The sequence below is a fragment of the Saccharothrix sp. NRRL B-16348 genome, assembly GCF_001280085.1.
Classification (GTDB): domain Bacteria; phylum Actinomycetota; class Actinomycetes; order Mycobacteriales; family Pseudonocardiaceae; genus Actinosynnema.
Window position 1 is genome coordinate 63,747 of record NZ_LGED01000223.1, and the last position, 14,088, is coordinate 77,834.

Below are 14,088 nucleotides of genomic sequence, written 5' to 3' on the forward strand. Positions count from 1 at the left end.
GACTTCCTCAACCCGCCATCCAGCCGTCCCGGCCGTCTCGGCACAAGAGGTGTGGGCGTCGGCGATGGCGCGCAGGCGCTCGGGCGGCGGCTGGTCGGGCACGTCAGTTCCGTTCGGCAACGGCTGTCGGTTGTGCCGCGGTCCGGCGGACCGTGCGGAACAGGAACGCCGCCGCGAGGCCACCGACCACCGGGCCGATCAGGTAGACGGCCAACTGCCACCACGGGACAGTCCCACCGGCCACGGACAGCACGACGTCCGGGCCGAGGGTTCGCGCCAGGTTCACCGACGCGCCGGTGAGCGGTCCGAACACCATGATCTGCACAGCCAGGGCAAGGCCGATGCCCAGCCCGTGCAGACCGCGCGGTGCGGTCGGGGCGACCGCCAACGCGAAGACCGCGATCACCAGGATGAACGCCCCCGCGGCCTCGGCGATCAAGGCCGGGGCGACACCGGCCGTGAAGGTGGTCGCACCCAGACCGGAGTCGACCGCTGCGTCGGTGTACGCCGCGTAGACGAGCGCGGCGCCGAGAACGCCACCCGCCAGCTGCGCCAGGACGTATGCCGGTACATCCCGCCAGGCGAAGTGGCCACGCGCGGCCAGCGCGATGCTCACCGTCGGGTTGAAATGACCGCCCGACACCGGGCCGAACGCGTAGATCGCCACCGCCAGCGCGAGCCCGTGCGCCAACGCCACGATCAACAGCCCGGCCCCACCGGCCCCTGCCGCCGCGACCGCCACGGCGGCTCCGATACCGAACAGACACAAAACGGCAGTGCCGGCCATCTCGGCCAGCAGCCTGCGGGACAAGGGGATGTTCACTGCAACACGTCCTGTCCTGGGGGTGATGTGTCGGCGGCGGCGAACGAACGCTAGGACCGGCCCGACACGGACAGCTACGGTGCGCACACACTCGTAAGCCGACGGTAAGAACCGAGATTCGCAATCTGCCCGCCCCCGGAAGGTGGGCGCGCCACTCGCCGTCGCCGTCGCCCTTGTCCGCGGTCCTCGACCGGTTCGCCGACCGCACCGCGGTCCTGCACACCTGCGTCACGCTCTTCGAGCCCGGGTCTTCTGCCTGAGTTCGGTGTACGCCGTCGCGAGCTGCTCCGATACCTCGGCGATGTCCCCTCGAGCTGGAACCACCTGATTCCGACCACTCAGCCTCTGCAGCCGAGCAGCGCCAGCCCCGAGTCGTCGTGGTCGACGCCGACAACCGCCTGGGTGACCGTGCTGCCCGGATCGCCGGTGCTGCGTTCATCGTCCCGGCTACGCGCAGGAGGATCCGTCGCTGGCGCGGGTGCACGGCGAACGTGGTGACGCCGAGGCGTGCGTGGACAAGCTGGCGGGCCGCATGATCAAGGAGATGCTGCCATCCAAGGAGAAACGCCACGAACTACCGAGGGCGTCCGGTGACGCGATGGTGATCGAATGCACCGCCACGATGGCCAGGCTGCACAGTCCGCTGCTGCTGGTCGCTGACGACGATACGATCCACGGCGTCGCACGTGCTGGTCATCGACCAGGCCCCACACGACTGGCTGTTCCCGAGCACCAGTGCGATGGTCCACCACGGTGGCGCGGGCACGACCGCCGCCCTGGCCTCGCGCAGGCCCCAGGTGGTGGAGTGGGGCGACGCCTGCGGCGTGCAGGACTTGCCGGACCGTCGGGGCGATCCGATGGCCGGGCGGCACAGGACCTGATCGATTGCCGGCACGTATTCGTTCCCGATCATCGTTCCACGGTCGGGCGAGCTGGGTTGACCGACCGGAGGACATGGCCCGGTTGGTGTCGATCAGTTGTTCTGGTCGTCGGGGCTGGCGAGTTTGGTCAGCAGGTCGACGACGGTCTGTTGTCCGGTGGCGAGGGCGTCGAACTTGCCGCGCATCTCGGTGAACCCGTCGCCGACCTTGGTGCCGAGGTCGGTCAGGTCTTCGCGCATGGCGTTGAAGCTGGAGGTCGTGGCTTGGCGGAAGTCGCGGATCTCGCCGCGGAACTCGGAGACGTCCCGGTCCGCGCCGCCGGCCAGGATCCGTGCGGCGGCGGCGTCCTGGGCGGTCGCGCGCACCAGGCTGGCCAGTTCCTCGACGCGGGCCTCCAGTTCGGCGACGCGGGACTCCAGGTTCTCGGGCTCGGCCATGCCGCACAGGTTACCGCCCCGGCCCGGGCCGGCGATCCGTGCCGCGCCGTCGGGATCGTCCGACAGCGGCTCGTCCAGCCCCGGTGCCCACGGTCGTGAAGCATCGCTGTGTCATCCACTGTAGGTGCGTCATTCGGGTCTGTCAGTTGCGCTCTTCGGGTGTCGGAGGGGTTGTCGGACGTCATGGTCGTCGTGGCGGTCGGTCCCGGTGTCGTCTCAATTCCTCGCTGATGAAGGTGGCTGTGATGATCTCGATGCCCGATGAGGGCCAGGCGTTGTTCGACGGTTGGCTGCGGACCAAGCAGCAGAAGGTGGAGCGGCGACGTTCGCGCGACCCGCATGTTCATCACGGGTTGCGGTTTGTGTTCTACGGGCGGATGTCGACCAGCGGGTACCAGGATCGGCGGGCGTCGCGGTTCTGGCAGCTGGAGATCGCCGAGCGGTTGGTCGACGGGCAGGGGGTGATCGTGGACTCGTTCTTCGACGAGGGCTGTTCGCGGACGCGCGCGTGGCACAAGCGGCCCGCCACGGCGAGGTTGTTGACCTTGCTGGCCGACCCGGACCGCGGGTTCGACGCGATCGTGGTGGGGGAGTACGAGCGCGCGTTCTGCGGGCGGCAGTTCGAGGACCTGGTGCCGGTGTTCGAGGAGTCCGGGGTGCAGGTCTGGTTACCGGAGGCAGGCGGCCGGGTCGACTTCACCGATGACGCCCATTCCACGCTGATGAAGGTGCTGGGTGCGCAGTCGGAGCGCGAGGTGATGCGGACCCGGAACCGGGTGATCCAGGCGATGCGGGCCCAGACGTGTGACCAGGGCAGGTATCTGGGCGGTCGGCCGCCGTACGGGTCCCGGCTTGTCGACGGCGGGCCGCATCCGAATCGGGTGCACGCGAAGTGGGGGCGGCGGTTGCAGAAGCTGGAGCCGGACGCGGCGACCGCGCCGCACGTGGAGTGGATCTTCGAGCGTCGGTCGGCCGGGTGCAGCATCGCCGGGATCGCCCGCATGCTCAACGAACGCGCCGTGCCCAGTCCATCGGGGTCCGACCTGGACCGCAACCGGCATCGGTCGGACAGCGCGTGGAGCGTGCAGACGGTGGCGGCGATCCTGGGGAATCCGCGCTACACCGGCAGGCAGGTGTGGAACCGGGTCGTCAACGACCGTGCCAAGGTCACCCCGGGGTCCGGGCGTCCGGGGCAGCGGCCGAACGAGGCGGACCAGTGGGCGGTCTCCGTATCGTTGGCGCACACGCCGTTGGTGGGTACGAGGACGTTCGCCGCGGTGCAGGAGGTGCGGGCGGCGCGTCCGACTGGCGACGGTGGCAGCCGCGTGTATCTGTTGGCGGGGTTGGTGGTCTGCGGGATCTGCGGGCGGCGGATGGATTCGAACTGGGTGCACGGTCGGGCGAGTTACCGGTGCCGGCACGGCCGCACCACCGCCCAGGTCCCGGCTCCGGGTGCGCCGAAGATCCTGTACTGGCGGGAGGACCGCCTGCTGGCAGCGATCGCGACCGCGTTGACCACCGACGACAGCGGGAGTGTGCGGGTCGGTGACATACCGGACCTGCTGCGGTCCGCAGGTCTGCGCGTCGTGTGCGACGGCGGGGACGTCCGAAATAGGGCTGCGTTGCCGAGCCAGCTACAAGGCGCAGGACCTGGCCAAGGCAGCCGTATTAACCGAAGCCGCAGTGGAGGCACTGCGCCAGCCGGCGTCTCAGCCGGGCTGGCTGACAGGGTCTCCAGGATCAACTGCGCGGCATCCCGCGACGCGGCCCAGTGCTGGATCGACGACTCCGCGCAGAGCTTGGAAGTGCACCTGCTACGTGCCTTTGAGGACGCTTGCACGCCCTCTTCGTGACCGCTCCGACGATGAGGGCTCCCCGAGAGCTGATCCCACCGCTCAGGCGCGAACGGACCACAGCGGTGCGAGCGCCTCGTTACGCTGCTTGGGTGCCGCGACACGAGTCCGTCAGCCACACAGCCGAGTCCCTGATTAGCCATGAGCTGAAACGCCTGGGCATCATGAACAGGTTCCATGCGTTCGAGGAGCTCTGTCTCGCTTTCGCTAACATGCGGCTCGGCGGCCACTTCGTCCCGGCGACGGGACCGGTGGCGGCTGGTGGTGACCAGGGCCGAGACTTCGAGTCCTATGTATCGTGGGAAAGGACCGCCGAAGGACTCGTCCTAAGGGGCAGGGCGGTCGGCGTGTGCACCACTCAGGAGAAGAGCCTGGTGGGCAAAATCCGCTCCGACGTCGAAAAAGTCATGGCGGGAAACCAGGTAGAAGTCGTGTATGCCTTCCTCACCGCAGACTTGGCGGTGGCTCGAGTGCATGAACTGCAGGCAGAGGTCCGCGAAAAGTACGGCGACGTCGAACTAGAGGTATTCGACGGCAACCGACTGGCGCACGCGCTCGCGGGCCGTGACCTGGTCGAAGTGGCGTTCCGGCTGCTGGGTTTGGATCCGCGGTTGTTACCCGAGCTGGCGAGCGCTAGCGGGGCCAAGGATCCGCAGCCTGTCTTCACCCGTGTGCTGGCCGACGGCTTCACTGGGCGGGAGTGGCTGGTGGCGCGGATCGAGGAGTTCATCGCCACGCGAACCAGCGGTTTCGTGTGGATTGAAGCCGAGGCGGGCATGGGCAAGACCACATTGGCCGCGCACCTGGTCAGGGAGAAAAAGTGGTTGTCCCACTTCGCCCACTACACGAGGGGTGAGGTTTCGGCAATTGCGCTGGGCAACCTGGCGAGTCAATTCGCGATGGTCCACAGACTCCCTCAGCCGGTGGGCGCCGTCACTCCAGAGGACTTCGAGACGCTCCTCACCGAGGCTGCTGGGCTCTCGGACCGCCCGATCGTCCTGGTGGTGGACGGCGCGGACGAGGCGGAAAAGGTGGAAGGGCTTCTCCCGTGGGGACTTCCCCGTCTCCTGCCCGAAGGGGTTTTCGTCGTCGGCACCTACCGCACTGGTCGCCCGCCCGGCCACGTCGACGCACCGTCAACCGTGCTCCGCATCGACGCCGACGACCCCCGCAACCGCGATGATCTGGCCGCGCACCTGGATCGAATGGTCGAACAGGACGATCTGGCGGCGAAGCTCGCGGAGGTGGGGATCTCCAGCACCGACTTCACCAGGGCGTTGGCCGAGCGCTGTGGCGGGGTGTGGGTCTACCTGCATTACGTGCTGGCAGAGATCCGTCACGGGCAACGTGGGGCGGACGACCTGCGCACCCTGCCGGCAGATCTCGGCTCCTACTACGCGACGCACCTGGAACGCTGGACCGAACCCGGTCTTCGCACGTTCCTGACCACCTTGGCGGTCGCGGGCGAACCGGTTCACGTGTCGACCGCCGCCACGCTGGCCGGTGTGGCCGAGACGTCGGCACGGCGCTGGTGCGACGATACTCTGCGTCCCTTCCTCGCCGCTTCAACCGAGTTGCCCCGCAAGTTCGCGATTCTGCATGCGAGCCTGCGCGAGTTCCTCACCGGGACGTTCGCGCCGGATGCGGGCGACACGGCGCGGTCGTGGTCCGAGACACTCGCCGAGGAGGCGAAGGCGGCCCACCGGCGGATCGCCGACCACTACGCGGCCATGTTCGACCTCCTGGTGGCGGACCCGTCTGCAGCGAATGTGGACGACGGCTACGCGTTGCGCCATCTGGCTTTCCATTTCCGCGAAGCCGATCGCTTCCCTCGCCTGCACCGTCTCCTGAGTCTGACGCGCAGAACCGGTAGCGGGCAAACGGAAAATGTTTGGCTGAAAGCCCAGGTCAACGATCCCACTGAATTCTTGCGGGACGTTCACATCGCTGCAAAAGCGGCGCCGACGGCGGCTTTGGAACTGCGTTATCGGTTGATCGCAGCCGCGGTTGACATTAATGGGTACTCGTTCCCGGGCGAACTGCTCGCGGCGCTGCTCGAGCGCGGGATCTGGCCTCTCGAACGGGTCATCGCCAACGCCCGTCGCGCGCCGCTGACCTTTGGTGCACTCGCGCCTCTGCTGCCACAGGAAAGAATGTCGGATGCTCTGGACGCGGTTCTCTCGTGGGACGCGGACTGGGTTACCGCAGAAGTTCTAAAAGCTCTGGTGCCATATTTATCGGACGATTTGGTGGGGCGCGCACTAGCTCATGCTCTACAGATGCGCAAGGCCGATCATCGCCTGGCTGTAGAACTCGCGCTCCTTCCTAGGCTCTCCCTTTCTCAGCAGCTAGAACTGCGGAAAACTCTGATCATAGACATCGTGCATAATTGCGACCGTCCTGGTCACCGTGAGCGAATGCGCCACCTGGCCCGTCATGTCCACGAAGACCTGATCGACCCAACCGGGATATTCGTGACAAAAGTTCCCGATCTGGACGAATGGACTCGGTTCGAGATCCTCGTAGCACTCTCCTCCCGGCTGCCCGTAAGGCTGAACCACGTCCTCAAAGATGCACTTGAGATCACCGAAACATTCGACGAAGTGGAAAGGTTGTGCGCGGGCGTTGTACTCGGTTTCGGGGCGGTCGATGAAGCTTTTGATGCGGTGATGGCAAGTCCGCGGGAAACAGATCGATCTAATGGTCTGGCGCGACTCGCCCCTCATTTGACGCCATCGATGGCGGTTCGCGCCGTGGACACAGCGATAAAATTCACCGATCAGTTCGATCGGGTTGGAGCCATCTCGGCTCTTGTCGGACAGGTTAGCCCCGCCGTAAGAATTCGTGCATATTTCAGCATGATCGAGGCGTTGGCACAGGACATGTATCTGGAGGAAGAGCTCGAAGGTTTGCTTGCCCACCTGCCGCCCAGGCCAGTGGAGCTACTGCTGGGCCTCATCGAGCGAGCCCATCGGATGTGGCACCGGACAGCCGGGGAACAAATCATCCGCGCCGTCGTGGCGAAGGCCTCACCCGACATCAAGGACGCCGTCCTCGATCGAGCTCTGAGCTTGATCCGCGCCACTTCCAAAGGCCGTGCCCGAGCGCTGGCGTTTCTGATCAAGCCCGCTCCGGCCGAACGCCGCCCCGAACTGATCGAAGAGGCACTGGCGGCGTCCTTGAGCAGTGAGTACGACCTGCCGTCCATCACGTCAACAGAACGAGCCTTGGCTCATCACACGAACGCCAAGGTTCAGGCATTGCCCAAGGAAACGACCACGCAGAACGGCGGACCGAATGGTCCCGCACAAGATGTCGAGAGAATCCTTCGTCTGGTGAGCGAAGGTGACGTAGGTCCCCTGATTCGCCACGCCAGCAAACTGCGTGACCCGGAACATGCCGCGCAGCTCGCGAGCAGCGTCCCGCACCTCTACGACAGGGGTCTCGCACTGGCAGTACTTGCCAGGCACCTCTCGGGCGAGCCCCGCACCCGCTATACCGATCTTGCTCTGGACGCCGCCGACCAGTGCTTGTCGACCCCTCGCCACATCGTGCTCGCCACCCTTGCCAAGGTGTTGCTCCCCGAACAGGTGACACGAGTGGTGAGCACGAGAGCGGATCCCGGCACGCCTTCTGATGTCGCGTTAACCCTCAACCGGTTGGTGGACCACCCGGCGTTTCCCCTGACAATGGACCAAGTGCTGGACGAGATCATCTCGATCGAGAACAGTGTGGAACGGGCCCAAGCCTTGGTGGACCTGACTGAACACCTGGGGGGCGCAACGTTCGACCGCGCCCTTCACCACGCACGACGGTTCGACGACGCCACTCTGAAGGCCCTGGTCCTACTCGCACTGGCTCACGCATCCGGCCGTTCCGACCTTACGGCCGAAGGACTTCGCGCTGTGGCTGCACACAGGCCGGTCGGTTACTACACCAGCAGCAGGGACATCCCTCGACTTTACGACCGGGCGATCATCAGCTTCGCCGAGTGCGGTGTGGCGCGACCGTACGGGGACCGCGACCCGGGAGAAGAACTCTTGGTGTCGGTCGGTGCTATCAGGACCCCTGAGGCCGACGCCGCGCTGATCGACGTGCTGCGGCGCGAGACGCACATGCACAGCCTGCTCTCGTCGCTCGAATCCGCAGCTCCGTTCCTGCCGCGAATCATCGGAGCCGACGGCATGGACGAACTGGTTCGAACGCTTCAGGACATCCAACTGTGGCTGCTGTAGACAAGCCGCCCCGTCTCACTCGCCTTGACCGGTCGTGTCGCCGGTCGCGTGCAGGCGGGTCGTCGCCTGCGGGATGAGTAGCCTGTACGAGTTCCCGGCGGCCACAACGTCAACACCACGACCCTGTGCCTGCCGACAAAACCATCCACGCAGTTTGAAGGCGTGCGAAGCACACGGGCTCGAAGCGCTCGTGGGTGCGGTCGCAGTCTGCGGCGAGCTCGGTTTGACACAGCATGACCAGCCGTGCTGCCCCGACCGGAAGTTGCCCCACAATCGTCGAACTGAGGTGCCCCGAGTTCTCCGGACGCGTCCCCAACCTGAGGGAAGTTCGTGTTTTGGGTCATGACGTTGGTGACGGCCGGTAGGGCCTGAGACGGGGAACGGGTCTCTCGGCGGCAGATAAGAAGTGCGACCTGTCAATCCCCTCGAATCATGAGGCGGTGTTATGCCAGGCTGCCGACATCTACGCCCTTGGACTGGTGCTGTTGGAGTGCCCGACCGGCCGCCGGGAGTACCTGGGTGGTGACCTCGAGTTCCGTCGCCCAGCTGCACCGCCCATTGGCCGTGCCCCAGTCCGGTCGACCTGTGGCGGGCATGTACAACCGGCCGACATCTGGCTCGATTGAGGTCACAGTGTGGATCGTTGGAAAAGTTCGAGCGGCTGTACGCCAAGTGCGTCGGCGAGTATGAAGACGCGGTCGAGGCTGGGTGAGTGCCTGCCGTTCTCGATGCGGTTGACGGTCTTGCGGTCGAATCCACTGGCCTCGGCCAGTTGTTCCTGTGTCCAGCCGTATTGCAGCCGCAGAGCTGCGATGCGGTGGCCGAATTGTGTCCGGTTCTCCGCGAGGTGCGCATGGTTCGACGCGGCCATGTGGGCAGCCTGGCGCTTCGGGCATGATCCCGCTGAGGAGACCGGCTCGTCGCCATCGCGCTGGACCGCTCCAGGTGAAACGGGCGTCTGGTGGGAACAGGCAGGGTCTGACACCTGCTGTCCTCGGCGGCGGTGATGGGATGTTCGGGTGTACCTGCTGCTCTGTGCGGGTGATGCGTGGGTGGTTCGACGTCAGTGTGGTGGCGTGGAGCGGTCCCGCAGGTCGTCCCGTTCCTCCACGGTGAAGGCGATCGCGATGACCACGTCCAGTACCGACCAGGATCTGCTCGACGGCTGGTTACAGGTCAAGCAGCACAGAGGCGAGCGGAAACGCTCGCAGGACCCGTACGTGCACCTGGGGCTGAGGTTCGCGTTCTACGGTCGGATGTCGACTTCGGAGCATCAGGATCGGCACACCTCGAGGTTGTGGCAGCTCGAGATGTCGGAGCTGCTGGTCGCAGGTCACGGGTTGATCGTGGCGGAGTTCTTCGACGAGGGTGTGTCGCGCCGCCGCAGGTGGTCCAACCGGCCGGAAGGTGCCCGGTTGCTGGAGGCGTTGGTCGATCCGGACCGGGGGTTCGACGCGGTGGTGGTGGGGGAGTACGAGCGGGCGTTTTACGGCCGTCAGTTCGACGAGATGGTGCCGCTGTTGCGTGCGGCCGGGGTGCAGGTGTGGTTGCCGGAGGTCGCCGGTGCGGTGGACCTGGAGGTCGGTGAGCACCGCCGGTTGATGCGGTTTCTGGGGGCGCAGTCGCAGCGTGAGGTGATCCGGGCGCGGAACCGGTCGTTGCGGTCGATGAAGGTCCAGGCCGAGCTCGGCCGCTATCTGGGCGGTCGGCCGCCCTACGGGTACATGCTGGTCGACGCCGGACCTCACCCGAACCGGGCGGATGCGCGGTGGGGTCGGCGGGCGTGGAAGCTGGCACCGGACCCGCGGACCGCCCTGCACGTGAAGTGGATCTTCGCGCGTCGGCGGGAGGGGATGTCGGTGGCCGGCATCGCCCGCCTGCTCAACGAGCGGGCTGTGCCGTGTCCGTCTGCGGCCGATCCGGGGCGGAACCGGCATCGGTCGGGGGAGGGCTGGGGTGCGCCGACCGTGGCCACGATCCTGGAGAACCCGCGGTACACCGGTCGGCAGGTGTGGAACCGGATGGCGAACGACCGTGACGAGGTCGACCCGCGCACCGGGCGGCCCGGCCAGTTCCCGAACCTGCCGGAGGACTGGGCGATCTCCTTCGATGTCGCGCACACGCCGTTGGTGGGCATGCGGGAGTTCACGCAGGTGCAGAAGGTGCGTGCCCGGCGTCCGAACGGCGACGGCGGTGAGCGGCGGTACCTGCTGGCGGGGTTGCTGGTGTGCGGGGCGTGCGGCAGGCGGATGGACTCGCACTGGGTGCACGGCCGTCCTGGCTACCGGTGCCGCCACGGCTACACCAGCGCCCGTCCGCGGCTGCTCGGTGCGCCCGCTTTGCTGTACTGGCGCGAGGATCGTCTGTTGGAGCGAATCGTTGTGGTCGCGGCTGAGCAGGGTCAGCCGCTTCCATCGACCGGCGATGAGGTTGCGGCGTTTCTCGCAGCGGCGGGAATCGGCGTCGTCTGCTCACGGCGGGCAATCGAACTGCGCGAGCGAACCGATCGGGCATGCCCCGGTACCGGCGTGCAGCGTCGGTCCCGCGGACGACTGCGGAAACCGGCCTGACCACGAGTTGGTTACGGGCGGCGTGACGCGGCATCCGAGCCCGGGACGAGGTCGTGCTGTGCACCGAGTGGGTGTCAGCGCAACCAGGCGACTGGCAGGCCCGGATCGCGTTGCCGAAGGGGCTGGCCCAGGCGACCGCGAGGACGATCCGTACCGACATCGGTGACTTCGAGGTCGGTGACCGGTTGTATCCCGAGTCCGCGCGTATCAGGAACCGGAAGGTCGATGGGGCAGCATCGGTGGCGCTGGGCAGACCCACGGCATGACGCAGCCCTACCCCACACCGCGACCCCGGTTCGGCCGTCAACCCTCACCTGTCGTGGGTGTCGTGGTCAGTGGCGGTACAGGGTCGCGTAGGTAGCCGATGCCTGCGGTGACAAGGTAGTTCGCCGAGGTCTCGTCCAGTTTCCAGGGGTGCCGTAGCCGCAGTCGCCGCAGTCCGGCGCTGTCCTTGATCCGGCGTGGGCGCGGAGGTAGCCGGGAGTACCTCTGTCCGTCCTGTCCCCAGTGTGGGTCGGTCGGGTCGTCCAGAGCGTTCACGAAGCGGTCGACGAGTCCTGGCCAGGTCGGGGTTCCCCACCAGTGGCGGCAGGCGAGTCCGCCGTGGGCTGCGACGCGCCGGAAGGCGTAGTGGGTGCTGTGGTCCTCGGCCAGGTTGGCCACGCCGCCGAGGGTCGCGGTGACGTGGTCGGTGAACTCGTCGAGGTCGTCGCCGGCGAGGTCGGCCAGTGTGACCCCGGTGGGCAGCTTGCGGACTGGGTCGATCAGCCAGCGGCACAGCCTGCCGACGAGCCAGTCGACGGCCGCGATGTCGAGTTCGTCGAGTTCGGTGGTGCGGGAGTGGGCGTCGATGCCGCAGTCGGTGCGCCAGCGTCGGATCATGTCGCGGACCCGGTGGGTGGTGTGGGAGTTGATCCGCAGCATGTTTCCGTCGCTCAGGGGTCCGTCGCCGGCGTGCCAGTCCTCCACGGGGCTGTTGCGCCAGGCGCTGTTGACCAACCCGACAGCGGCGACGTCCAGCACGGTGCCGACGTGGTGGGGGTCGATGCCGACCTGGTGGCGCAGCATCGCCTCGACCAGGTCCTCCTCCTGCTCGGCGCTGAGCTCGCCCCGCGCGGTCGTACCTTCGTCCGTGCTCATCCACGCGCCTTCCCACCGTTACCGGATCCGCGGTTGTCCGATGCGGCCGACCGCGACTGTAACCAGGGCCACCACTCGCCGGTAGGCACGAACACTCGCATCATCGTGAGCGCAGCGGATCCCTGTCCGGCATGGGCCACCGACGACGCGCAGCTCATGCTCGTGGCACCCTGCATCCTCTGCCGATGCCTCGCCCGTTCCCGCGTACCGCAGGGTCGCGGATCCCCACCCGGAAGAGTGAACGTCGCGGCATGTCGAGGAACTCGGAAGCTTCAATATCGATTAGAGCTAAATCCCAGCGACACCCACGCCGACTCGTGCAGCAGACCCCCGCACCGGTACGCCGACGCGCGGAAGCACTGCGCAGACCGGCCAGGACCACCGTGAAATGATCATGACCTTGTCATGGTGTCGGATCGGCAATGGGGTGGCGTGATGACGGGTCGGGACATCCTGATGGCGTGGATGGGGCGACAGGAGGGTGCGTCGCAGGGGAATCGTGGTCGGTGTCCCGAGCCTGCGGGAGGTCTGCGGTTCGCCTTCTACGGTCGTACCTCGACGATCGAGCACCAGGATCCGGAGACCTCGAAGGCGTGGCAGTTGGAAGTGGCCTGGGAGGTGATCGCCGGGCACGGGCACATCGTGAGGGTGTTCTTCGACGCCGGACAGTCGCGTCGTGGCGCGTGGCGTGACCGTCCTGCGGCCGCGGAGCTGTTGGCGGCGCTGCGTGATCCGGACCGGGGGTTCGACGCGATCATCGTGGGGGAGTACGAGCGGGCGTTCGCCGGTGACCAGCTGCCGCGACTGCTGGCGCTGTTCCGCCGTTACGGCGTGCAGGTGTGGCTGCCCGAGGCCGGTGGCCGGCTGGAGCCGGACAGCGCCAAGCACCAGGCGCTGATCGACATGTTGGGAGCCCAGTCCCTGCGTGAGGTCGCACGAGCTCGGCACCGCGCGATGGCCTCCATGCGCGTGCAGACCCTGGAGGGACGCTTCCTGGGCGGACGGGCGCCCTACGGCTATCGGCTGGTGGAGTCCGGTGCGCACCCGCGCCTCGCGGACGCCCGCCGCGGCCGGATGACCTATCGCTTGGAGGTCGACCCGGAGACGGCTCCGGTGGTGCGGTGGCTGTTCGCCGAACGTCTGACCGGCCGCAGCGTCGACAGCCTGGTCCGAGACCTCAACGAGCGCGGCGTCCCGTGCCCGGCCGCGCACGACGCGGAGCGCAACACCCACCGGATCCGCCGCCGGTGGACCGTCGAGACGGTCACGGTGATCCTGCAGAACCCGCGCTACACCGGCTGGCAGGTGTGGAACCGGCAGGGCGTCGACCACGACCACACCACCCCGTCCGACCGCCGACGCCGGCGCGTGGTCAAGCGCAACCCTGCCGACCGGTGGGTCGTCTCCCGACAGCGTGCCCACACCCCGCTGGTGAGCGAACGTGACTTCGTGGCCGTGCAGCGGCTGCGCACTCGCCGTGCCACCGGGTCAGGCGAGGTCCGTGAGTACCTGTTCGCCGGTGTGCTGCGCTGTGGTATCTGCGACCGACGCATGGAATCGCACTGGATCCACAGCCGTCCCGGCTATCGCTGCCGCCACGGCCACACCGGACCCCGCACCGACGACCGGCCGGCGATCCTCTACCTCCGCGAGGATCACCTGATCACCAGAATCGGCCGCGCCCTGCACCTGCCCGCCGCCGCGAGCCCACGCACCGTGGCGGACCGGATCCGCGCGAACCAGGCAGTGGCCGTCTGCCACGCCGACAAGGTCGACATCAAGGGACAGCTGACGGCGTTCACCTGGGACAGCGAAAACCACACGGGGTCGTTCTCCGCATTGGAGAACGACCCCGTGTGGTAACAATGTGTCCGAGGGGGGACTTGAACCCCCACCCCCTTGCGGGGACTAGCACCTCAAGCTAGCGCGTCTGCCATTCCGCCACCCGGACTCGGCTCTCGCCGTGGTGTGGGCATAGATTACATGATCGTCTTCCGTGGTCCAAATCGGGGTGGGTGGTTGGTGGGCGGTTGGGGTTTTTGCTGGTCAGAGGGGTGAAGGTTCGGTGGGGTGGCTGTGGGTCGGGTTGGTGGGGTCACTCGGTCGGGTGGCGGTAGGTGGGTTGGGCGGGTGGTTCTGGGGGCCGGTG

The 14,088-nt window shown here is 67.1% G+C and carries 9 protein-coding genes and 1 tRNA gene; 5 read left to right on the forward strand and 5 right to left on the reverse strand.

What is annotated here, in order from left to right; all coding sequences use genetic code 11:
* Positions 1-103 precede the first annotated feature (103 nt).
* Entirely contained in the window at positions 104-823 is a 720-nt protein-coding gene (locus ADK67_RS32795) for an MIP/aquaporin family protein (protein WP_053720434.1), read from the reverse strand.
* Positions 824-1,509: 686 nt separating this feature from the next.
* Here ADK67_RS32795 and ADK67_RS32800 point away from each other — a divergent pair.
* Complete coding sequence (locus ADK67_RS32800) at positions 1,510-1,704, forward strand: hypothetical protein (RefSeq protein WP_053720435.1); 195 nt, start codon at positions 1,510-1,512, stop codon at positions 1,702-1,704.
* A gap of 92 nt (positions 1,705-1,796) precedes the next feature.
* Here the strand turns inward: ADK67_RS32800 and ADK67_RS32805 are convergent, their stop codons facing one another.
* Complete coding sequence (locus ADK67_RS32805) at positions 1,797-2,141, reverse strand: hypothetical protein (RefSeq protein ID WP_053720436.1); 345 nt, start codon at positions 2,139-2,141, stop codon at positions 1,797-1,799.
* Between the two features lie 245 nt (positions 2,142-2,386).
* Here ADK67_RS32805 and ADK67_RS32810 point away from each other — a divergent pair, with 245 nt between their 5' ends.
* Together ADK67_RS32810 and ADK67_RS32815 are read left to right on the forward strand one after the other, a co-directional pair.
* Positions 2,387-3,994: a recombinase family protein gene (locus tag ADK67_RS32810; protein ID WP_231648451.1), complete on the forward strand. Its 1,608-nt coding sequence runs from the start codon at positions 2,387-2,389 to the stop codon at positions 3,992-3,994.
* 92 nt (positions 3,995-4,086) lie between these two features.
* On the forward strand, positions 4,087-8,229 hold the full coding sequence (locus tag ADK67_RS32815; protein WP_053720438.1) for a hypothetical protein: 4,143 nt from the start codon (positions 4,087-4,089) through the stop codon (positions 8,227-8,229).
* Positions 8,230-8,857: 628 nt separating this feature from the next.
* On the opposite strand, the gene ADK67_RS49565 is transcribed toward ADK67_RS32815, so the two are convergent.
* The gene (locus ADK67_RS49565; RefSeq protein ID WP_082404181.1) at positions 8,858-9,100 is read right to left on the reverse strand and encodes a helix-turn-helix transcriptional regulator; all 243 of its coding nucleotides are present in this window, start codon (positions 9,098-9,100) and stop codon (positions 8,858-8,860) included.
* Positions 9,101-9,356: 256 nt separating this feature from the next.
* Here ADK67_RS49565 and ADK67_RS32820 point away from each other — a divergent pair, with 256 nt between their 5' ends.
* Complete coding sequence (locus ADK67_RS32820; RefSeq protein WP_157621029.1) at positions 9,357-10,799, forward strand: recombinase family protein; 1,443 nt, start codon at positions 9,357-9,359, stop codon at positions 10,797-10,799.
* Between the two features lie 303 nt (positions 10,800-11,102).
* Here the strand turns inward: ADK67_RS32820 and ADK67_RS32830 are convergent, their stop codons facing one another.
* Positions 11,103-11,939 carry a hypothetical protein gene (locus tag ADK67_RS32830; RefSeq protein ID WP_053720440.1) on the reverse strand — a complete coding sequence of 279 codons (837 nt, stop codon included), beginning with the start codon at positions 11,937-11,939 and terminating at the stop codon, positions 11,103-11,105.
* Positions 11,940-12,374: 435 nt separating this feature from the next.
* Between ADK67_RS32830 and ADK67_RS32835 the strand changes: the two genes are divergently transcribed.
* The gene (locus tag ADK67_RS32835) at positions 12,375-13,802 is read left to right on the forward strand and encodes a recombinase family protein (RefSeq protein ID WP_231648452.1); all 1,428 of its coding nucleotides are present in this window, start codon (positions 12,375-12,377) and stop codon (positions 13,800-13,802) included.
* A 5-nt stretch (positions 13,803-13,807) separates the two neighbouring features.
* Here the strand turns inward: ADK67_RS32835 and ADK67_RS32840 are convergent.
* A tRNA-Leu gene (locus ADK67_RS32840) sits at positions 13,808-13,890 on the reverse strand.
* Between the last annotated feature and the right edge of the window lie 198 nt (positions 13,891-14,088).